Here is a 20,838-nt window from a genome sequence, read left to right as displayed (position 1 = left end):
CATAGGAACAACCCGCAAAATGGAGAGTTCCTTATGGAAATACGCGAAGGCTTAACCTTCGACGACGTTTTGCTGGAGCCCGGTCCTTCGGACGTGGTGCCCACTCAAGTCGATACGAAAACAAAATTCACCCGCGAACTGACGCTCAATATCCCGCTGGTCTCCTCGGCCATGGACACGGTCACCGAGGCGCGCTTAGCCGTCGCTATGGCCCAGGCGGGGGGCATGGGTATTGTTCACCGCAATCTGACGGTCGAAGAACAGGCCGATGAAATTCGCTCGGTCAAGCGGTTCGAGTCGGGCATGGTCATCAACCCGATCGTTATCCATCCGGACACCAAGCTGGCTGAGGTGCGGGAAATCATCGCACGGAAGCATATCTCTGGCTTTCCGGTGGTCGAGCGCGAAACCAACAAGTTGGTCGGCATCCTGACCAACCGCGACATCCGTTTTGAAGGCGATGGTTCCAAGATTGCCGCCGACGTGATGACCACGGAAAACCTGATCACGGTGCGCGAAGGCATCGACCAGGACAAGGCGCGCGGCCTCATGGCCAAGCACCGGATCGAACGGATCATCGTCGTCGATGAAGCCTACCATGCGGTCGGCCTCATTACGGTCAAGGATATGGAAAAGAGCCAGGCCTATCCGCTGGCGGCCAAGGACGGTGCTGGGCGCCTGCTGGTCGGCGGCGCATCGACGGTCGGCGATGCCGGGTTTGAGCGCTCCATGGCGCTGGTTGAGGCCGGTGCCGATGTGGTGGTTATCGACACCGCTCACGGCCACTCGATCCTGGTATCTCAGGCGGTGTCGCGACTGCGCAAGGAAACGAACAAGGTTCAGATCATTGCCGGCAATGTCGCCACCTATGACGCCACGCGCGCCTTGATCGACGCCGGCGCTGATGCCGTTAAGGTCGGCATCGGTCCTGGGTCCATCTGCACCACGCGCATGGTTGCCGGTGTCGGCGTGCCGCAATTGACGGCCATCATCGACAGTACGCGTGCAGCCGCAGGAACAGGCGTGCCGATCATCGCCGATGGCGGCATCAAGCTGTCTGGCGATTTGGCCAAGGCCATCGCAGCCGGCGCCTCGTCCGCCATGCTGGGGTCTATGTTTGCCGGGACTGAAGAAGCGCCGGGCGAAGTCATTCTGTATCAGGGGCGCTCCTATAAGTCTTACCGTGGTATGGGCTCCGTCGGCGCCATGGCGTCGGGATCGGCCGACCGCTATTTCCAGAAGGAAGTGCGTGACACCATGAAGCTGGTGCCCGAAGGCATCGAGGGTCAGGTGCCATTCAAGGGGCCGATTTCGCCGGTCATCCACCAACTGGTGGGCGGTCTGCGGGCATCCATGGGCTATATCGGCGCACACACGATCGAAGAGTTCCAGGCACGTGCCCGTTTCGTCAAGATCACCGGCGCCGGACTGCGCGAAAGCCATGTCCACGATGTTATGATCACGCGGGAAGCACCGAACTACCGCCAATAAGGCCCGCATGGACCGGTAGCTGAAGGGAGACGCAACATGACTCATGAACTTTGGATATTGGTCCTTGCCGCCGTGCTGGGCATAGTTCAGGTCGGGTTGCCTCCCATTGCGGCCATGTCGCGCAAGGGCTACGCCCAATGGAATGCCGGCCCGCGGGATACGCCGTTTGACACCGGACCGATGGCCGGACGCCTGAACAGGGCGTTCAGCAATTTCATGGAAACCTTTGCGTTCTTTGCGGTTATTGTCATTGCCCTGGCATTCGCTGGAAAGTCGTCCGACCTGTCGATGTGGGGGGCACGGCTGTACCTGGCCGGGCGTGTCGCCTATATTCCGCTCTATGCCTTCGCCGTAACCGGTGTGCGATCATTGGCCTGGATCATTTCTCTGATTGGCATTCTCCTGTGCCTGTACACGCTTTTTACCTAAGGACCTGACTTGACCCCTGCTGCCCGTCTGCAAGCCGCTATTGAGATCCTCGATCAGTTGTCGGGAACGCGTGCGACTGCCGAAGCCGTGCTTAAGCAATGGGGGCAGGCTAATCGTTACGCGGGATCAAAAGACCGCCGCGCCATAGCCGACCGCGTCTATCGCTGCCTTCGTGGCAAGCAACGCCTGCTATGGGCCATGCAGGCGGATGAACGCGGGGCGGGACGTGCGCTTGTGCTGGCGTCCCTGTCGCTCGTTGATGGGATGTCCGTCCCTGAGATCGAAGTCTTGTTTAGCGGCGAAGGGTATGGGCCCAAGGCCTTAAGCCCGGCCGAACGCGAACGTTTGGCAGGCGGTGAGGGCGAAGCCCCGGCCTGGGTGACAACCGGCTTGCCGCAATTTGTCGTATCGCGTTTCGAAACCCAGTTTGGTGCCGATTGGCCGGTCGAAGCAACCGCCCTGATGATGCCGCGCGCCCCCATAGACCTGCGCGTTAACGGCAACAAGACGACGCGCGAAGCGATGATCGAAGCTCTGGAAGCCGACGGTTTGTCGCCGGAGCCGACGCCGTTTTCAAAGTGTGGCATTCGTCTGAGCGCCGAACCGCCGCCCAATCTGGTCAAGCTCGACATCTATCAAAGCGGCCAAATCGAAATTCAGGACGAAGGGTCGCAACTGGCGGCCTTCATCGCCGGGGCGGGACTTCTGCCCGGGGCCGCGAAGGTCGTCGACTTTTGTGCCGGCGGCGGCGGCAAGACCCTGGCCCTGGCCCAGATGATGGACGGCAAGGGCGAGATCTATGCCTGTGACGTGGTTGAAAAGCGCCTGAAGGCGATTGAGCCGCGGCTTCTGCGGGCGGGCGCATCGGCGCATTTCATGCACTTCTTCGACCCGGACGATACGGCGCAGCTTGACGTGCTGAAAGGGGCCGATCTGGTTCTGGTCGATGCCCCGTGTTCGGGTTCGGGGACGTGGCGACGTCACCCGGAAGAGGCGCATCGGCTAAGCGAAGATAAGGTCTCTGCCTTGCATACGCTTCAAACACAGATTCTCGACCGTGCGGCGCAATGCGTCAAAATCGGCGGCCGGTTGGTCTATGTCACCTGCTCAGTACTGGACGACGAAAACGCCCGCACCGCCGACGCCTTTGAAGCTGCGCATCCCTTCTTTGACGCCCTGCCGATCCATACCCTGCTCGAACGTGGCGGGCTATACATTGATCACACCGCGCGTCTCACCAAACTGGCCCGAACCGGCCACCGCCTTTCCCTGACACCGCATACCACCCAGACCGACGGCTTCTTTATTGCCGCCTATACACGGACCCAGTAAGACATGGCTTTGCCGCACCACGAAACCCTCCTGATCATTGATTTTGGCTCGCAGGTCACCCAGTTGATCGCCCGCCGCGTCCGCGAATGCGGCGTCTATTGCGAGATTCATCCCTTCACCAAGGCCGCTGACAAGATCGACAGCCTGCGTCCAAAGGCAGTCATTCTGTCTGGATCGCCCCACAGCGTCATTGATGCCGGTCCGCGCATCGACGCCAAACTGTTCACCTTGGGGATACCCGTCTTCGGTATCTGCTACGGCGAGCAACTGATGTGCGAACTGCTGGGCGGCAAGGTCGAAAGCGGGCACGACCGCGAATTCGGCCGGGCCGAAATCGACGTCGTAAAGACCTCTCCGATCTTCAAGGGGCTAGAAGCCAAGGAAACCGTTTGGATGAGCCATGGCGATCGCGTGACCGCCATTCCGCAAGGTTTCGACGTTATTGCCACCTCCGAAGGCGCGCCCTTCGCCGCCATTGCCGATGAAGCCCGCCGTTTTTACGCCGTGCAGTTCCACCCGGAAGTGGTGCACACCCGGCGCGGCACCGACATGATCCGCAACTTCCTGTTCGAAATCGCCGGCTTTACTGGCGACTGGTCGATGGCTGCCTTCCGCGAAGAGATGGTGGCACGCATCAAGGCGCAAGTCGGGACCGGTAAGGTCATTTGCGGTCTGTCCGGCGGCGTCGATTCGTCGGTTGCGGCCGTCTTGATCCACGAAGCCATCGGCGAACAACTGACCTGCGTCTTCGTTGATACCGGTCTGCTGCGCAAGAATGAAGGCGAACAGGTCGTCTCGCTGTTCCGCGACCATTACAATATTCCGCTCGTCCACGTTCAGGCGCAGGATAAGTTCCTGGGCGCCCTGGCGGGCGTTGCCGACCCCGAAGTCAAGCGCAAGACGATCGGCAAGCTGTTCATCGATGTGTTCGACGAAGAAGCCGCCAAGATCGACGGTGCGGAGTTCCTGGCTCAGGGGACGCTTTATCCGGACGTCGTCGAAAGCGTATCACCGCATGGCGGGCCATCCACGGTCATCAAGTCGCACCACAATGTCGGCGGCTTGCCTGACTATATGAAGCTGAAGCTGGTCGAGCCGTTGCGCGAGTTGTTCAAGGACGAGGTGCGCGCTCTTGGTCGCGAACTGGGGCTCAGTGAGCAATTTGTTGGCCGCCATCCCTTCCCAGGGCCGGGCCTGGCCATTCGGATTCCCGGCGAAGTCACGCCGGAAAAGGTGAAGACCTTGCAGGATGCCGACGCCATCTATCTCGATGAAATCCGCAAGGCGGGCCTTTACAATGACATCTGGCAGGCATTTGCGGTCCTCTTGCCGGTCAAGACGGTCGGTGTCATGGGCGATGCGCGCACCTACGAAGATGTGCTGGCCCTGCGCGCGGTGACGTCATCGGACGGCATGACGGCCGATTTCTACGAATTTCCCTGGCCGGTCCTTGGTCGCTGCGCCACCCGGATCGTCAATGAGGTGAGGGGTGTCAACCGTGTCGTCTATGACGTGACCTCCAAGCCGCCCGGCACAATCGAGTGGGAATAGAGGGGACGAGCGGCGGCAAAAGGACGATCAGAATGAGGTCACCTTCGACTGATTCGAAACGCCTGTGGGCGGTTTAAAAGTTTTCTGATAGTGTGACGAAATCTTCAGACTGGAAAACGAACATGGCCCTCAATCCTGAATTCGTGTTTGAGCGAAAGTACATTACCGAGCCTTTGAAGCGCGGACTTGGATTACCGGACGACGTTTGGTCGGTCGTTCTGAATAACGAGCTCGACAGTGCCTACTATCTGACTGCAGACCTGTCGCCTGTAACAATCGCCTTAAAGCCCGGCATTCGTCCGCTTATTGAGCTTGCCGTTCAGCAGAAGCGACAACAGGAACTCTCTCTGCCGACAGCGCTACGACGGGCGTCATTGACAGAACCGGCATAAACTGGACGAGCTTTGATCACGCCGCCGCGCGCAACATCATCAGCATATTGTCCAGACGATCGACGCTCAGGGGCTTGCTTAGGCAAAGATCGAAGCCCGATCGGGCGGTACGGCGCCGACTGTCATCATCACTAAAGCCGGTTTGCGCGATGATTTTCATACGAGAAAGCGTTTTGTCCAAACGCAGGACTTGCGCCACTTCAAACCCGTCCATATCCGGCATCGACAGATCGAGTAATAAAACGTCAGGTAGAAAGGTTCGAGCCGCGTTCAGCGCATCGCGGCCGCTCCAGCAGGATTGAACCACATAGCCAAAATCCTCGATAACGGATTTGATGCTTTCTGCTGCATCCACATTGTCGTCCACGACAAGGACGCGAAAGGGCTTCGCTGCCGGGGAAGATGGTAGTGGTTGCGGGGAGGGGAAGGGCACGGGGACACCTGAAAGCGACTATGTGTCCACTATATCATCGCCATGTGACAAAACGCGGTCGGCAAGGTTAATTCTGCGAAATAGGTTACCTTATCGCTGCGTAAATCCCCGGCGGCATTTGCCCCTGGTCGCAGTCGGCCCAAAGTGAAATGCAACACATGTGCCGCAGGTTCATGCTATGACGGCTTAGCGCAAATTCGCGGGTTGTGGCGGGCCTCTATTTTGCCGATGGATCAATGGCTGATTTTAGCACCTGCCTTGTCCGATATGCCGCTTGCTTCGTTATTTCGACGAACAGGAAAATCCAGTCCCGGTCTATTGGCCGCAGGACGCATCATAAGGGTCGCGTCTATGCTTCATGGCCACGCAACGGGCAATCCCCAAGCACCCGCTATTGTCTTCCTCCATGCAATGGCAACTAGCAGCTGGATGTGGAAAGATCAGGTGACCCGGCTGCCAGACTTCTACAGCCTTTGTATCGATTTGCCAGGGCACGGCCTGAGCAGTGCCGTTCCTTGGCGGTCCTTCGACGATGCTGCTGACAAGGTAGCCGAAATTATTCGCGCGCAATTACCGGGGCGGCGTGTCCATGTTGTCGGATTGTCACTCGGAGCCTATGTCGGCCTCACGCTCATGTCTCGTCATGCCGCCTGCGTTGACCATAGCATACTTAGTGGTATCAACGTGCTGCCCTTGCCAAACCTGTGGTTCATGGACCTGCTAAGTTACCTAATGGCGCCGTTACTCAAGACCGGCTTCGGCGCCAAGATGAATACCAAAGCGCTGAATATCCCGACGGATCAGCTCGAAGGGTACAGCCAATCGCTCCGGCAAGTTTCGCGACAAGCTTTTATTTCGGCCGGTCGCGACGCAAGCCGGTTTTCGACACCGGCCAATATTGCCGACATCGCAACGCCGACACTTCTTTTGGCCGGAGAGCGCGAACACATCCTCGTCCACAATTCAACGGCATTGCTGGCCAACATGCTTCCCAACGCCATAGCGCGCTGGGCGCCGAATGCGGGGCATGGCTGGCCTGCGGAACTGCCGGGCCTTTTCGCCGCAACGGTGAGGCAGTGGTGCAGCGATCGCGCGCTGCCGGCAGAATTACTGGCCTCGCACCCTTTACGTCAAGCTTGGAAAGCAATGCGCGCTTAGTAGTTAATGGAAGTTGACCTCAGTGGCCCTGGCAAGCTTAAGCGGATTTATCGTGCGCCGCTGAGCTCGTCGGATAGTCGCAAGGCGATCTCCTGAAGGCAGATACGTGCTTCTTTGCTGTCGACCGTCTGCGTGCCGTCGACAAGCTGCAGGAAGGGAATGGTGAGGGCGGCCAACGCGTGGCCCTGACCGTCGAAAATGGGATAACTTAAATCCGTTACGCCAAGTGTTCGGGTGCTTTTCATCATCTCAAAGCCACGCGCCCGAACGCGTTGCAGTGTCGCGCTCAAAGGACCGTTTTGCGCGGCGACAGCCAGATCTGGGTCTAGGTCAATGGCATTAAAAGCCAGGAGGACGTGGCCGGAACAACTGCCTTCGAGTGTGATTTCCGTACCGACGCGAACGGCGAAAACGGTGGGGCCTGGTGTTTGTTGTCGAAAAACGACCAGACCCCGATCACCATTACCAATGACGAGATGGCAAGACTGTTCAACCCGCTGGACGAGTTCGCGCATGAGAGGCGCAGCGGCTTGAATCAATTCTTCGGCCGGCGTGGCCTTGAAGGCCAGATTTAGGACCTTCGTGGCGACTCTCAGACGATCCCCGGCCTTTCGCTTCAGCCAGCCCCGCCGCTCCATAACCATGATGACGCGGAAAATCTCGCTCATGGAAAGCCCGAGCCCGGTGGCTATTTCTGAAATCGTCAGCCCCTGAGGATGTTCCGCGAGGAGCTCAATAACGTTGAAGCCCTTTTCAAGCGCAGGCGCAGAGTAGGTATGGGCTTTGACTGAAGTTTCCTGGGGGGATCCGTCCGTCGCGTCTTTTGTCTTTTTTATCATGATAATGCCATACATTTAAAAGGACAGGCTATCAACTTCCACCTATGCTGAATGGGCGAAGCCTCCCCGCCTGGGGACTGTCAGGTGCGATGAGATGGCCGCTTTAATTTGGCTGTTTGTTTTTGTACGGTTTATATAATCATATCCATTAATCAATGAGCCCGGACATCATGACTGACAGTCGCCTGTTTTACCGCTTAGGACTATGGAGCGCTTCTTCGATACTGCTTTTGGGCCTGATATTGCTTCTGGGATGGAGCTCCGCTGTTCAGGCGGCCAGTTGCGGCATAGCCGCGCCGGGGACGACCGGCCGGATTGCGGTCGGACAGACGGGGCGGACCATGCTGGTGCACCTGCCTAGCGGGTTCAATCCGACGGCGCCGACGCCGGTCATATTTGTGTTTCATGGCAGCGGTGGCGACGGTGCACGAATTCTCAAACTCTCTCATCTGACGGAAGCCGCTGACCGCTACGGCTTTATCGTGGCGGCGCCGGACGGTGGCATTCCTGTGGATAAGGGATTTGTGTGGAACATTCCCGGTGTACCGACCGTGACCGGCGTCGTTCCGGGGCCGAAAGATGCGGACGATGTCGCCTTTATCAAGGCGTCGATAGATTGGCTGGCCGACGAAGGTTGCGTTGATCGTGAGCAGGTCTATGCGTCGGGCTTATCCGGTGGCGGACGTATGACGTCGTGGCTGGGCTGTGTTGCCGCAGATCGCTTCGCCGCCATAGCGCCGGTCGTCGGTCTGCGGGCCGGAAATCCGTTAAAATCGGATCCCAAACGGCCCGACCCGGCGACTTGCCGGCCGTCTAAGCCCGTTCCGCTCATCGCATTTGCCGGCGATGCCGATACGACCAATCCAATCCAGGGTGGCGGCTCGGGCTATTGGCAATACACCATGCACGCCGCTGAGCAACGCTGGGCGGCATTGAATGGCTGTAAGGCGGCGCCAGTGACGACATGGATTTCGCCGATGGTGTATGAAGAGCGCTATTCCGGGTGCCGAGGCGATGCCGATGTCGTAGGCCGTATCACGGTTGGCGGCGAACATACATGGGTGGTGGACAATGATGCGATGTGGGCCTTCCTGTCGAAGTACCGCCGCGTCAAATAAGAGGCAAAGAAAAAGGCGCCACCGGGGGCGCCTTATCTCAATGCTTAGTCTTGGTGGCGTTTTTTCTTATCGTTCTCTTTCGGGATGTCTGCTTCATGCATGGCGATCGCTATGGCTTGCTTACGTGACTTCACCCTATCGCCGCTGCCGCTTGTCAAGTCGCCTGACTTGTAGTCGTGCATGACATTTTCGACCGTTTTCTTCTGGGCGGGTGTTTCCTTTTGCATGTCTATGCTCCTTGAAGTTTAGCCCCGCAGCGATTAGACATCCGCTCCCATAAAAATGCCATTCGCCTGAATTGAAGACTTAGTCATGACCCTGACCCTCTACGGTATTCCCAATTGTGACACGGTGAAGAAGGCGCGCGACTGGCTGGCAAGCAACGGTGTTGCCTATAGATTTCACAACTACAAAACGGATGGTGTGGATGCCGACACACTCAAGCGCTGGTCGGGCGAAATCGGTTGGGAAAAGGTGCTGAACCGGGCCAGTGCCACCTTCAAGGCCTTGCCCGATAGCGATAAACAGGACCTGACCGAAGATAAGGCCATAAGCCTGATGATCCGCCAGCCTTCGATGATCAAACGGCCGATTTTCGAACGCGGCGATACGATTGTTGCGGGCTTCAAGCCGGATGCGGCTCTGCTTGATCGCCTCCGCTAAGCGTCTATGCGGTCGTGCGTAGCCGCGTCGCCGCGGCGCCAGTAACCCGAAGCTTTTATAGCACGGGCCTGCACACCGTGATCTTCGATCAGTTGCTGGCGTATTAGTTTCGCCTGCGCACTTTCGCAAGCGACCCAGACATGGACGTCGCCTTGGCGCAGATGCAAGCCCTTCAGGGCGTCATTCAAGCAGTTTGGATAGGCCGCCTGACGGTAGACCCAGTGAATTGTCGCGTCTGCCTGGGTCTCGAAGCTCAGGCGATCATCCTGGCTGTCCACTTCCGCCAGTACGCACACCTTTTTATCGGCGGGCAGCTCGGCCAGGCGACGCCCGATGGCGGGCAGCGCGGTGTCGTCGCCTATCAGCACATAGTTGTCGTATAAGGGCGATATCAGGTTTGAGCCCCGCGGCCCGCCTATATGCAGTGTATCCCCAATGTCCGCATTTATCGCCCAATGTGTTGCTGGTCCGGCTTCGTGGACGGCAAACTCGATATCCAGGCTTTGGCCGTCGAAGCAGCGCGGCGTGTAATCGCGGGCCACCGGCTTCGGGCCGGCCTGCGAAGGCGCCCCTATCACCGGCAAGGTCAATATGCCGGTCACGGGATCCGGGAAGAACAATTTGACGTGGTCATCGAAACTCAGGCTTTGAAACCCTTCGAAATCGCCGCTGAGGGTGACGCGGATGAGGTGAGGGGTGACGGACTGTATCGCCGTCACCGTCAACTCACGCAATCGGGTTTCGTAGCGAACGCGCGTGATCGAACGGCCCGCCGTTTCCTTTGCAATCACCGTATCCATGTCAGAGCCTTTCGATTTTTTTGGCGACGTCATCGAGCAGGTCGACAACGGCTTCGATTTCCGTCTTGTCCATAGGCTTCATACCGCGCGCCTTAAGCGATGCCTTAAGATTACCCATAGCGCGGTACAGCGGAGCATAGTCGCCGTGCTCACCGCTCTGGCCGTCCATCAAGGTAAACAGTTCGGCGACCTGATCCGCCTTTTCTGTCAGGAAGGCCTTGCCTGCATCGGTGATTTGCGCGGACTTGCGGCCATCTTCGCCGGGCGAAATGGTGATGAAGCCTTCGTCTTCTAACCAACTGAGAGTCGGATAGATGACACCGGGGGAGGGGCTGTAGGCGCCGTTAAAGCGTTCTTCGACAGCCTTTATCAGTTCGTAGCCATGGCTTGGCTTTTCTTCGATGAGCTTGAGCAAAACCAGACGAAGACCGCCGTGGCCAAAGCCACGACCATCGCGGCCACCGCGCATGCCGCGGAAACGTTCCATAAAAGCTTCGCGCCCGCCGCCGAAACCTCCGAAGCCGCGACCAAAGCCGTCGCGATGGCTGAAATTGCGGTCAGAGCAAGCACCCTGTCCGCGATGGTGAAAAAAGCCTCTCATAAGAGTCTCCATATATAATTCGTGTGTAACCAGATATATCGAAATTTGGCGCGTACATAAATAGCAACTAGCCTCACCTCGGTACAATCTAGATATATCTAAAATGCATCGTTTTCAAGTGGGCGGATAAATAATTTGCATTACGAAAACTTAATCCGAATCCCTGCATCCGAAATGCGGGTCCGAAGCCTCTTATCTGCAAAGGACCGGATGAGACCGGAACTGGAAATCGACCGTCGGGCAAATCGACACAGGAGTTCACATGGATTTTGATAGCATTACAGGCATCGTAGCCGTCGTCTTGGCCTTGGGAATGCCGGTATTTATCGTCGGCATTATTTTCTTCTTTATTTTCCGCAGCAATGCGGAGAAGCAAAAGACCTTACGCATGGCGATCGAAAAGAGCGACACCTTGCCGCCGGAGTTTCTGGAAAGTCTGAAGACGTTGCAGAAAAAACCTAAGACGCCGGCAAACGATCTTCGGGCGGGGCTTATTCTGATGGCGATCGCCGCAGGGCTGGTTGTTCTTGATGCCGCCGGTCACGGCTGGACGGTCGGCAGCTTGTCCGGTATCGCCGCGATCCCCGGCTTTATTGGTGTGGCGCTTCTGATCCTTGGGATCATCGGCAGCCGTAAAAACTAAGCCCGCCTGCGGCAACCCGGAGACGTAAACGCAGATGGGCCTGACAAGCGAAAAGCTTGATCTGACGCGGCAATCGGATGTCGATCTCGTACGCCTGTGTCTTGGCGGCGACAAATTGGCCTTCGCCGAACTGGTGCGCCGGCATGGGTCGGGCGTGCGCACGCATCTGCGTCGGATGGGGGCTCAAGGGGCCGATGCCGACGATATGGCTCAGGAGGCGTTTATCAGCGCCTATGAGCATCTGGCGGAATTTCGCTTCGATGGGCCGTTTGCCGGTTGGATCAAGCGGATAGCGTCGCGACGGTACCTAAAAAAGGTGCGCGCCAACCAGAAGTACGTGCTGACCGACGATATGACACCGTACGCGCCGGAAACGACCGGGAGCGATGATTTCCGCGCTCATAACCTCGATGCCGCTCTCAATCGTCTCAAACCCGCCGAAAGGCTGTGCCTGACCTTGAATTTTAGTGGCGACCTGTCGCATCAGGATATCGCCGACGAACTGAAAATTCCGCTCGGGACGGTCAAAAGTCATATCAAACGGGCGCTGGATCAACTGAAGGTTATCCTGTCACCCAATTCAGACCCAAACCCGAATCCAGTGATGGAGACCGGAACATGAACGATAACGATATCAAAGACCTGTTCACCGCTGTCCCGGCTTATGATGACGCGCCGGCATTCCAGATGCGCGTTATGCGTAAGCTAAGAGTCAATCTGTGGTTGCGCCAGGGTTTCGTGGTTCTGGCGGGCTTTATTGGCGGACTGTACGCGCTGGCACAATTTGTTCGCCTGCCGAACTGGACGATCGGCGACCGCGCCGTGGCCGGCGCGCATATTGCACGAGTCGAAACGGATCAGACCCTGCGCGCCGGTGTCGAGTTTCTCGATGTCCTCCGTGTGCGCGCGATGACTTTGTTCGAGTCGTCAGCGCATACGTTGAACCTCATGCAAACGCCCTTCTTCTTCTGGGTCAGTTTTTCCCTATGTTTAGTCTGTCTGGCGCTGTATTACGCCTATAGCCAAGAGGAAGCGATTTGAGTCCGGCGTCTGCCGGTCTGAAAATCGCCCCAGACGGAGAAAACCGAATTGAGTAGCCAAGCCGCGCCGATGCGCGCCAAACGCCTGACAGCACCTGAAATCCAGAAGCGCAAGGGACAGACCCCGCTTGTTTCGTTGACTGCCTATACCACGCCCATGGCGGAGATCATGGACCCGCACTGTGACATCCTGCTGGTCGGCGACAGCCTCGGCATGGTGGTCCACGGCCTGCCCAACACCATCGGCGTGACCATGGAGATGATGATTCTGCACGGACAGGCGGTTATGCGTGGGTCGAAAACGGCCTTCGTTGTCATTGACATGCCCTTTGGCTCATATGAGGCCAGCCTAGAGCAGGCGTTCGCCAACGCAGTTCGGCTGCTTAAGGAAACCGGCGCGCAGGCCGTCAAGCTGGAAAGCGGTCCGACCGTCGCTGAAACCATCCGCTACCTGACCTTGCGCGGCATCGCCGTCATGGGGCATGTCGGTCTGCGGCCGCAGGCGCTAAACGTCGAGGGGGGCTTCAAGGCCAAGGGGCGCACGGAAGATGAGCGTGCCAAGGTCATAAAGGAAGCGCAGGACAGTGCCGATGCCGGCGCGTTCGCTATTGTGGTGGAAGGCGTGGCGGCTGACCTGGCAGGGGAGGTTACGCGCCTGGTGTCGGTGCCGACGATCGGAATCGGCGCATCGAGCGCGTGCGACGGCCAGGTGCTGGTGACCGATGACATGCTGGGGTTGTTCGACTGGACGCCAAAGTTTGTTCGTCACTATGCCGACCTGCGCACCCAGATTGGCGCCGCCGTTGAATCCTATGCGAAAGATGTCAGGGACCGCAGCTTTCCCGCCCCAGAAGAGACATATTTTGCTAAATAAGTAGGGCTTGAACTGATTTTGGGGGAAGCGCGTGCCCAGCGCGACTGTATCCGGTTGCGTTAACGATAGCCAGCGGCTAGTTTCGCGCCGAATTGAAGCACTTCCGCTTCCTCTGAAGACGAGATGATAAGGATTCGCTGTGAGCGATATTTTTGACGAAACCGAAGAGAACCTGCGCGCCGACAAATGGGCGTCCATCGTCAAGCGGGCGTTGCCGTGGGTTATCGGTGTACTGGTCGCCGCCCTGGTGATCACGCTGGCTGTCGCCGGTTACGGCGCTTGGCAAAATAGCGCATCGACAAAGGCGTCGGAAATCTATGCGGCAGCGATAGAGTCGCTGGCCAAGGGCGACAAGGCTGTCGCCAAGACGAAATTCGAAGAGGCCGCCAAGGTGGGCAACAAGACATACACGGCTATGTCCTATCAACATCTGGCGGGTATCGCGCTCGACGACAAAAACGCGCCTGAGGCTATCAAGGATCTCGATCTGGCGGCCAAGGCCACCAGCATTCCCATGATCAGCGACGGCGCGGCGCTCAAGTCCGCCCTGTTGGCCATGGATACAGCGCCCTATGCAGATATCGAAAAGCGCCTGACGCCGCTAACCAAGGAGGGACGCCCCTATTCGGCGCTCGCCAAGGAAGCCTTGGCCATGGCCAAATTGCAGAAGGGTGACGTCAAAGGGGCGCGGTCCGATCTGCAGGTCCTGTCGGTGACGCTCGGAACGCCGGACGGTGTCAAGCAACGCGCCTCTGCCTTCGTGGCCGCTATTGATTCGGGCGCCATCACCACGGCCCAGGCATTGGTCAAACTGCCCGAAGCGCCGATGCCTGTCATGCCGCAGATGCAGCCGGGCGCGCAAATGCAACAAATGCCTGCTCAATAGACCCGCCGGCCACATTTAGAATTCTTGTCATGGAAGACGCGCTTATGAACTTGTCGAAGGTTAAATCCAAAGCCCCGAGCCTTCTCGTTCTGGGGGTCGCGGTTGCGCTCAGCCTGAGCGGCTGCTCGACGGTCAGCCGACTGAATCCGCTTAAGGGCAAGAATGCCGAAGACTCGGCTGTGGCGTCCCAAGGCAAACGTATTTCCATCGTCGCCTTTGATCAGCAGTTGCAGCCATCAAAGAGCCTGAAGGGCGTCGGCTACTATTTGCCGGCACCGGCTGCGGTCGATAGCTGGCCTGTGGCCGGCGGACCGGGAACCGTGGTGGAAAATGCCGCGGCCGCTAGTGATTTCCGCGTCGCGTGGAGCAAGGGCATTGGGGCGCGCAGCAAGGGCGTCACCGAAGTTCTGGCTCAGCCGGTGTCCGACGGAAAGACCATCTATGTGATGGACGGCGAGGCGCGTGTTTCCGCGTTTGATGTGAACAGTGGTGCCCAGGTCTGGAGCGTAGACCTCAACCCGCACCTGAAGCGTGACAAGACCGGTTTCGGTGGCGGCCTTGCCCTGTCGGACGGCAAGCTTTATGTCACGTCCGGCTACCGCTTTATCAAGGCGCTGGATGCTTCCACAGGGGCGCAACTGTGGGAAAAGGCCGTCGATACGCAGCTTCATGCCGCGCCGACTGTCGACGCTAAGCACGTGTTTGCCAGCGATGTCGACAATCAGATCTTCGCTTTCGACAAATCCACCGGTGAAATGGTGTGGACCTATCAGGCCATGGCGGAGCCTGCGCGTCTTTTAAAAACCTCGGCGCCCATCGTGGCCAACGACGTTGTATACGCGCCGTTTTCGTCAGGTGAACTGGTCGCCTTGAGCGCCACAACCGGTGATCCGGTCTGGTCTCAGACGCTGGCGCAATCTACGCGTACCAACGCCATGTCGCAGATTCGCGATATATCCGGCCGCCCGGTTCTGGCTGGCGGCGTCGTGTTTGCGGCGAGCCACTCCGGCGTATTCCAGGCTATGGATGTGCGGACGGGCAATCCCAAATGGAAGGTTGACCTAGACAGCATCAATACGCCGTGGGTTGCGGGGGACGTTGTTTTCATCATCAGCCTTCAGGGCGAACTGGTGTGCATCAGCCGCGAAAGCGGTCAGGTCTATTGGATTAAAGACCTTAACGAAGGGATACAGAAGACCAAAAAAGGCTTCTTCGGCCTGGGGCGTGAAAAGAAGGTCGGCAAGATTCCGTTGTGGTCGGGTCCTGTCCTGGCGTCAAACCGGCTGGTGATCGTTAATTCGGAAGGCGAGGCGGTGGCCTTCGATCCGAAGAGCGGCGAGCGCAAGGAAACGATCAAGCTTGGCGGCTCCGCCTTCATCGCACCGATTGTTGTCGGAGATAAGTTGTTCGTGGTGACCGACGACGCCAAACTGGTTGCGATCCGGTAATTTGCCCTTCCGGCTCTGGGAATTCGATCTCGCGGTCCGCTATTTGCGTAACCGGCGTGCCAACGGCGGCATAACCGTTATCGCCATAATTTCGTACGTCGGGGTTATGCTCGCAGTCACGGCGCTAATCGCCATAATGTCTGTTGTGCATGGGCTCCAGGGGCAACTGCTCGGAAATCACCTGATCTTTAACAGTCACGTCGATATTGCCGGCGCGGCCATCAATGACCCGCAGACGCGAGATGCCATGGTGGCGCGGTTATCGCGCGTGGACGGCGTTACGAGCGTTGCGCCCTATTTGCAGCTAGCCGGAATTGGCGCTGCCTCGGCCGGCAATGCCAACATCTATGTCCGCAGCGGCAAGGATGATGCCTTGCAAAAGGCGGGAATAGATCAGTACCTGGTGGCCGGTTCCCTGGATGCGTATACCCGCGGCGATGGCGTGCTGATCGGCAGCGATCTGGCCGACAATATGGGACTGGGTGTTGGCGACACCCTTTCGGTGACCGTTCCTGTCGGCAGTGGGCTCGACCTGACTTCCAGTAGCGCGACATATATTGTCTCCGGCATCTTTCGATCAAACGCGGGCAGGGTGGATGCCACCTACGTCTACCTGCCCTGGAGGGCAGCGCAGGCCCTTCTCCACCGTAACGGCAAATGGGACGTGGTGGAGTTGCGTACGGACAACCCGTATCGGGTGGACCGAATGCTGAGCGATTTAAAACGCGCGGCCGGTCCCAATAGCCATGTCGTAAGCTGGAAAGACCGCGACAAGGTCATCTGGCAGGCATTGAAGCTTGAAGAAACCGTCATGCGGATCATCCTGTTCTTCGTCACCGTCATTGCGTCTTTGAGCATCATCGCCGGGATTGTCATGTTGGTGAAAAACAAGGCGCGCGATATCGCCATATTGCGGACCATAGGGACAGGTAAGCATTCGATCGCGCGCATTTTCTTTCTGTCGGGCGCCATGATCGGCACAGCCGGCACGTTTAGCGGGCTGATTCTGGGCGTCGTCATTGTCACTTGGATGGTGCCGGTTCAGAAAGCTCTGAACGGCCTCTTTCATGTGCAGACCGGCTTGGTGGGGGCGGCCTATCTTCCGGCCCGGCTGGACGTCATCGAAGTGGTCTTTATTGTGATCGGCGTCCTGGTCGCCAGTTGCCTGTGCGCGCTTGTTCCGGCCTTGTCGGCGGCACGGCTTGAGCCCGTTGACGCGCTCAGATACGAATAAAAGTGGCTATTGTGACGATTTTCGCTATAAGGCGGCCATGCCTTTAAGAATAGCTATAGTCGGCCGGCCCAATGTCGGCAAATCGACCCTGTTTAACCGCCTGGCGGGAAAGAAGCTGGCCATCGTCGATGACCAGCCCGGCGTCACGCGCGACCGCCGCTACGCCACTGGCCGCATCGGTGATATTGACCTGGAACTGATCGATACCGCCGGTTTTGAAGACCTGAGCGATCATTCCCTCGAAGCGCGCATGCGTATTCAGACTGAGCGTGGAATTGATGAAGCCGATGTGGCGTTTTTCATCGTTGACGCCCGCGAAGGTGTTACGCCACTTGATCGTATCTTCGCCGATATCCTGCGCCGGAAGGACACGCCTGTCGTGTTGATCGCCAACAAGGCGGAAGGCCATCAGGCCGCCGCTACGGCGGAAGAGGCGCGCGTGCTGGGTTTCGGTGAGCCTATCCACCTGTCGGCCGAACACGGCGAAGGCATTTCCGAACTCTATGACGTCACAGAAAAGTATCGCCAGTTGGTTGAAGGCGACTTCATGGACACCGAGGCTGAAGACGAGGACGAAGAGACCAAACCGATCCGTATCGCCATCATCGGTCGTCCCAACGCCGGTAAATCGACCCTGATCAACAAGTTGTTGGGCGAAGATCGACTGCTGACCGGGCCAGAGGCCGGGATTACCCGCGATTCGATCAGTGTTGACTGGGAATATGAAGGCCGGACTATTCGGCTGGTTGATACGGCGGGTCTGCGCAGAAAGGCGCGGGTCCAGGAAAAGCTGGAAAAGTTGTCCACGGCTGACACCATACGCGCCATTACCTTCGCTGAGGTGGTGGTGCTGGTCATGGACGAAGCCAATGCTTTCGAAGTTCAGGATCTTCAGATCGCCGATCTGGTGGAACGCGAAGGGCGCGGGCTGGTCTATGCCGTTTCCAAATGGGATCTGGTCGAGGAACCGCAGGCCCGCATGGCGGAAATTCTCGAAATTTCCGAACGCATGCTGCCGCAATTGCGCGGGACGCCTTTGGTGACGTTGTCTGGCGCGACGGGTCGTGGGCTGGAACGCCTTATGCCAGCGGTGTTGAAGACCTATCGCAACTGGTCAGCCAAGATCAAGACGCGGGACCTCAACGACTGGCTGGCCCTGGCCATCCAACGGCATCCGCCCCCCGCCGTTGATGGCAAGCGCATCAAGCCAAAATACATGGCCCAGACGAAGGGCCGTCCGCCGACGTTCGTATTGTTCGCGGCACGCGCCTATGCCATGCCGGATCACTATCGCCGCTATCTTATCAATAGCTTGCGGGAATCCTTTGACATGCCGGGTGTGCCTATTCGCGTGACGGTGAAGGCAAATTCGACGACCAATCCCTATGTAGATGCTACCAGTGGCGAAAATTCGGGGCCGCCACGTGTGCGCGCCAAGCCGAAAATGAAGCCGGGTGAAAAGCCGGCGCACCCCAACCGTGTCCGGCAAAAGCCGAAGGGAACCGCCCCCGCAACGCCTAAGGTCAAGGTGGCCGTCAAGGCGCGCGCCGATGTCGCCAAGGCCAAGGCTGTGAAGACCCGCGCCATGGCGCCCAGCACCAAGCCCGGCGCCGCGGCTCCGGGCGGACGGTCAAAGCCGTCGGGCAGAGGCAAGAAATAACAAAAAGGCCTCCTTTCGGAGGCCTTTTTCATATCATGTCTAAAGCTGTTCGAGGACGCGTGCCAACCGGACCAGCATGGCGTCGATATCATCAGGCGTGACATCGAGGGGCGGGCGGAAACGAATACTGTCCGTGCCCGCGCCCAGAAGGAGAAGGCTTTCGGTTTCGAGCGCCAAATCCACCAGGCGGCCCTTGTTGCGCTTTTCCAGCACAGTGAAGCCTTGATAGAGCCCAAGGCCACGCACATTGCCGATCAGGTGGGGGAAGCGGTCCACCAGGGCATTCAGGCCATCGAACAGGCGCTTGCCCTTGTCCGCGACCTGCGCCAAGAGATCTTCGTCTTCGACAATCTGCCATTCCTGAACGAAACGGACCATGTCGGCCAAGGTGCCGCCCCAGGTCGAATCGAGCACGCCGATGTCTTCCATGGGATTGAGCATATAGACCGCGCCATTGCCGAATTTCTTGGCCACGGCGATGGACTGCGGCGGATGGGGGACATCGAACAGGTCGATGGAGAAAACCGCACCGGTCTGTCCGCCAGAGGTCTGCACTTCGTCGAGGCCCCAGCCAATATCGTAACGATGACAGAGCTTTGACAACCCCTGATAAAAGCGCGGCAGCGCCAGGCGGTGACCGCCGGCGCCCTGTAGCGGCTCGAGAATCACGCCGGCAATTTCATCGGCATGATCCTTCATGAACGATTCGAGCAGGCTTAGCGTCTGATCGACAATGTGTTCATTCTGGGCAATGGACAGGCGCGCGTCGTATTCGGGGAAGGGCACCTGAATGTTGCCCTGAATGATGCCGCGAAAATCACGCGTGGCGACAGGGTCGTGCGTCAGCTCGGTGATGTTGAGCGCATAAACCGTACGTCCGTGAAAGGCTTGTTCAAAATAGATAAAGCGATGGGTGAGCGCCGTCTTACCCTTGGCCTTTAGTTTGTGATTATGCAGGTTGATGAGATATTTCATCATGTTTTCGACGGCTTCGGCGCCCGAATTCACGGCATAGACCTCAACGTGCTGACCGCGCATGCAGACCGGCGCGAGGCGATGCAGCAGCCGGTAATAGGCCAGACATTGCGGCGTCAGGAAATCCGGGTTTGCCATCTTGTTGTTGGCGGCCAGAACCAGTTCACGCATGTAATCAGGTTCGAACAGGCGCGGATGATTGTAGCCAAGCAATTTTGAGCCATAGAGGCCGCACCAGTCGGTAATACGATCTCCATCGACGGTCGCCAAGGTCATGCCCTTTGAATTGGCCAGGTCGACAACAAAGGGATAGGGTTCGGCGATAACGTACTTGCCGAGTTCTTCCAGCATCTCTGCGCTGCGGGCACGGGGGTAGGTTGGGGACGTGTGCATGTTCATGCCCGAGAGTGTGATACCAATTTTCACAAAATGAAAGTAAAAATGTGCAAATTGAAAACAAAATTATACATTTTGACTTCGCGATGACGCAAAAAAAAGCGCGACCTGACGGGACGCGCTTTTATAATCAGGCGACGATGTCGGCGTTCTGTGCGCGCCAATCCGGGAAATGGATCGTTTCCAGTGGCGGAACCCGGTCAGCGTCGGCCAGAGTCAGGATCAGGGGAACGATCTCATTGGGGTGCGGTACGCTTTCCGGCTCTTCACCGGGATAGGCGGCTGCCCGCATACGGGTGCGCATGGCACCGGGAGACACCATTGCGGCGCGGATTGGCGTGATTTCGATTTCATCCGCCCAGGCGCGGACCAATGTTTCCATGGCAGCTTTCGTTGCGCCATAAGGGCCCCAGAAGGCGCGGCCGGTTGTCACAGTGGCCCCCGTCGTCAGGAAGATGGCACGCCCGGCGGCAGATTGGCGCAAGAGCGGCTCCATCGCACGAAGGAGGCGCCAGGTCGCCGACAGGTTGACGCTGACTATTTTTTCGAAGTCTTTCGGCTCGTGATGCGTAACCGGGCTGAGGGTGCCCGAAATGGCGGCGGCGTGCACCAGAATATCGACGCGTCCGAAGCGTTCGAACAATACGGAACTTAGCCGGTCCATAGCGTCGCCGTCAGTGATATCAAACGGTATCAGAGTGGCGTGTTGACCCGTGGCCGCGAAAATCTCATCGTCGAGCTCTTCGAGGGCGGCCTTAGACCGCCCGCAGGCAATAACCTGAGCGCCGGCCTTGGCGAGGCCGAGAGCACAGGCTTTTCCTATGCCCCGCGAAGCGCCGGTGATCAGGGCGATACGGCCGGTATGCTGGGTCATT

Annotated in this window: 23 protein-coding genes; 16 read left to right on the top strand and 7 right to left on the bottom strand. The window is 58.2% G+C overall.

Annotation, left to right across the window (positions count from 1 at the left end; genetic code table 11):
* Positions 1-33: 33 nt before the first annotated feature.
* The 5 genes from guaB to AEAC466_RS31340 all read left to right on the top strand — a co-directional run bounded on the left by guaB (position 34) and on the right by AEAC466_RS31340 (position 5,195).
* Positions 34-1,491, top strand: coding sequence for an IMP dehydrogenase (gene guaB, locus AEAC466_RS31360; RefSeq protein WP_023457762.1), 1,458 nt, complete (start codon positions 34-36; stop codon positions 1,489-1,491).
* A 36-nt stretch (positions 1,492-1,527) separates the two neighbouring features.
* The gene (locus tag AEAC466_RS31355) at positions 1,528-1,920 is read left to right on the top strand and encodes an MAPEG family protein (protein WP_023457761.1); all 393 of its coding nucleotides are present in this window, start codon (positions 1,528-1,530) and stop codon (positions 1,918-1,920) included.
* 9 nt (positions 1,921-1,929) lie between these two features.
* Entirely contained in the window at positions 1,930-3,252 is a 1,323-nt protein-coding gene (locus tag AEAC466_RS31350) for an RsmB/NOP family class I SAM-dependent RNA methyltransferase (RefSeq protein WP_023457760.1), read from the top strand.
* Between the two features lie 3 nt (positions 3,253-3,255).
* The gene (gene guaA / locus AEAC466_RS31345; RefSeq protein WP_023457759.1) at positions 3,256-4,803 is read left to right on the top strand and encodes a glutamine-hydrolyzing GMP synthase; all 1,548 of its coding nucleotides are present in this window, start codon (positions 3,256-3,258) and stop codon (positions 4,801-4,803) included.
* 122 nt (positions 4,804-4,925) lie between these two features.
* A complete protein-coding gene (locus tag AEAC466_RS31340) occupies positions 4,926-5,195 on the top strand; it encodes a hypothetical protein (RefSeq protein WP_023457758.1) in 270 nt (89 codons plus the stop codon).
* 16 nt (positions 5,196-5,211) lie between these two features.
* Here AEAC466_RS31340 and AEAC466_RS31335 read toward each other — a convergent pair whose 3' ends face one another.
* A complete protein-coding gene (locus AEAC466_RS31335; RefSeq protein WP_023457757.1) occupies positions 5,212-5,562 on the bottom strand; it encodes a response regulator in 351 nt (116 codons plus the stop codon).
* A 294-nt stretch (positions 5,563-5,856) separates the two neighbouring features.
* Between AEAC466_RS31335 and AEAC466_RS31330 the strand changes: the two genes are divergently transcribed.
* Complete coding sequence (locus tag AEAC466_RS31330) at positions 5,857-6,786, top strand: alpha/beta fold hydrolase (protein ID WP_081714591.1); 930 nt, start codon at positions 5,857-5,859, stop codon at positions 6,784-6,786.
* A gap of 47 nt (positions 6,787-6,833) precedes the next feature.
* Here AEAC466_RS31330 and AEAC466_RS31325 read toward each other — a convergent pair whose 3' ends face one another.
* Positions 6,834-7,625 (bottom strand): IclR family transcriptional regulator, encoded by a 792-nt coding sequence (locus AEAC466_RS31325; protein ID WP_031238524.1) that lies wholly within the window; start codon positions 7,623-7,625, stop codon positions 6,834-6,836.
* Positions 7,626-7,795: 170 nt separating this feature from the next.
* Here AEAC466_RS31325 and AEAC466_RS31320 point away from each other — a divergent pair, with 170 nt between their 5' ends.
* Positions 7,796-8,743, top strand: coding sequence for an alpha/beta hydrolase family esterase (locus AEAC466_RS31320; protein ID WP_155913563.1), 948 nt, complete (start codon positions 7,796-7,798; stop codon positions 8,741-8,743).
* A 44-nt stretch (positions 8,744-8,787) separates the two neighbouring features.
* On the opposite strand, the gene AEAC466_RS31315 is transcribed toward AEAC466_RS31320, so the two are convergent.
* On the bottom strand, positions 8,788-8,970 hold the full coding sequence (locus tag AEAC466_RS31315; protein ID WP_023457753.1) for a DUF6496 domain-containing protein: 183 nt from the start codon (positions 8,968-8,970) through the stop codon (positions 8,788-8,790).
* An 85-nt stretch (positions 8,971-9,055) separates the two neighbouring features.
* On the opposite strand from AEAC466_RS31315, the gene AEAC466_RS31310 reads away from it, so the two are divergent.
* Positions 9,056-9,406: an arsenate reductase gene (locus AEAC466_RS31310; protein ID WP_023457752.1), complete on the top strand. Its 351-nt coding sequence runs from the start codon at positions 9,056-9,058 to the stop codon at positions 9,404-9,406.
* Here AEAC466_RS31310 and AEAC466_RS31305 read toward each other — a convergent pair.
* Together AEAC466_RS31305 and AEAC466_RS31300 are read right to left on the bottom strand one after the other, a co-directional pair.
* Positions 9,403-10,206 (bottom strand): siderophore-interacting protein, encoded by an 804-nt coding sequence (locus AEAC466_RS31305; RefSeq protein ID WP_023457751.1) that lies wholly within the window; start codon positions 10,204-10,206, stop codon positions 9,403-9,405. The two genes, AEAC466_RS31310 and AEAC466_RS31305, sit on opposite strands and share 4 nt — an antisense overlap.
* 1 nt (position 10,207) lies before the next feature.
* Positions 10,208-10,807 (bottom strand): PadR family transcriptional regulator, encoded by a 600-nt coding sequence (locus AEAC466_RS31300; RefSeq protein WP_023457750.1) that lies wholly within the window; start codon positions 10,805-10,807, stop codon positions 10,208-10,210.
* A gap of 262 nt (positions 10,808-11,069) precedes the next feature.
* Here AEAC466_RS31300 and AEAC466_RS31295 point away from each other — a divergent pair, with 262 nt between their 5' ends.
* From AEAC466_RS31295 to der, 8 genes are all read left to right on the top strand, one after another.
* Positions 11,070-11,450 (top strand): DUF6249 domain-containing protein, encoded by a 381-nt coding sequence (locus tag AEAC466_RS31295; RefSeq protein WP_023457749.1) that lies wholly within the window; start codon positions 11,070-11,072, stop codon positions 11,448-11,450.
* A gap of 34 nt (positions 11,451-11,484) precedes the next feature.
* The gene (locus tag AEAC466_RS31290) at positions 11,485-12,072 is read left to right on the top strand and encodes an RNA polymerase sigma factor (RefSeq protein WP_023457748.1); all 588 of its coding nucleotides are present in this window, start codon (positions 11,485-11,487) and stop codon (positions 12,070-12,072) included.
* The gene (locus tag AEAC466_RS31285; protein WP_023457747.1) at positions 12,069-12,491 is read left to right on the top strand and encodes a hypothetical protein; all 423 of its coding nucleotides are present in this window, start codon (positions 12,069-12,071) and stop codon (positions 12,489-12,491) included. The genes AEAC466_RS31290 and AEAC466_RS31285 overlap by 4 nt, the downstream gene beginning before the upstream one ends.
* A 69-nt stretch (positions 12,492-12,560) precedes the next feature.
* Positions 12,561-13,364, top strand: coding sequence for a 3-methyl-2-oxobutanoate hydroxymethyltransferase (panB, locus tag AEAC466_RS31280; RefSeq protein ID WP_023457746.1), 804 nt, complete (start codon positions 12,561-12,563; stop codon positions 13,362-13,364).
* A 139-nt stretch (positions 13,365-13,503) separates the two neighbouring features.
* Positions 13,504-14,250, top strand: a complete 747-nt coding sequence (locus AEAC466_RS31275) for a tetratricopeptide repeat protein (protein ID WP_023457745.1) — start codon at positions 13,504-13,506, stop codon at positions 14,248-14,250.
* Between the two features lie 29 nt (positions 14,251-14,279).
* Positions 14,280-15,698 (top strand): PQQ-like beta-propeller repeat protein, encoded by a 1,419-nt coding sequence (locus AEAC466_RS31270; protein ID WP_023457744.1) that lies wholly within the window; start codon positions 14,280-14,282, stop codon positions 15,696-15,698.
* Positions 15,685-16,932, top strand: coding sequence for an ABC transporter permease (locus AEAC466_RS31265; protein ID WP_031238521.1), 1,248 nt, complete (start codon positions 15,685-15,687; stop codon positions 16,930-16,932). Before AEAC466_RS31270 ends, AEAC466_RS31265 begins: the two co-directional genes overlap by 14 nt.
* 37 nt (positions 16,933-16,969) lie before the next feature.
* Positions 16,970-18,592 (top strand): ribosome biogenesis GTPase Der, encoded by a 1,623-nt coding sequence (gene der, locus AEAC466_RS31260; protein WP_023457742.1) that lies wholly within the window; start codon positions 16,970-16,972, stop codon positions 18,590-18,592.
* 39 nt (positions 18,593-18,631) lie between these two features.
* Here the strand turns inward: der and AEAC466_RS31255 are convergent, their stop codons facing one another.
* Both AEAC466_RS31255 and AEAC466_RS31250 read right to left on the bottom strand, forming a co-directional pair.
* Positions 18,632-19,960, bottom strand: coding sequence for an aminotransferase class III-fold pyridoxal phosphate-dependent enzyme (locus tag AEAC466_RS31255; RefSeq protein ID WP_235074220.1), 1,329 nt, complete (start codon positions 19,958-19,960; stop codon positions 18,632-18,634).
* A 133-nt stretch (positions 19,961-20,093) separates the two neighbouring features.
* Positions 20,094-20,837, bottom strand: a complete 744-nt coding sequence (locus AEAC466_RS31250) for an SDR family NAD(P)-dependent oxidoreductase (protein WP_023457740.1) — start codon at positions 20,835-20,837, stop codon at positions 20,094-20,096.
* Between the last annotated feature and the right edge of the window lies 1 nt (position 20,838).

It is taken from the genome of Asticcacaulis sp. AC466 (assembly GCF_000495815.1).
Classification (GTDB): domain Bacteria; phylum Pseudomonadota; class Alphaproteobacteria; order Caulobacterales; family Caulobacteraceae; genus Asticcacaulis.
The sequence above is the reverse complement of the archived record's forward strand: the minus strand, read 5'-3'. Positions and strand labels throughout refer to the sequence as shown.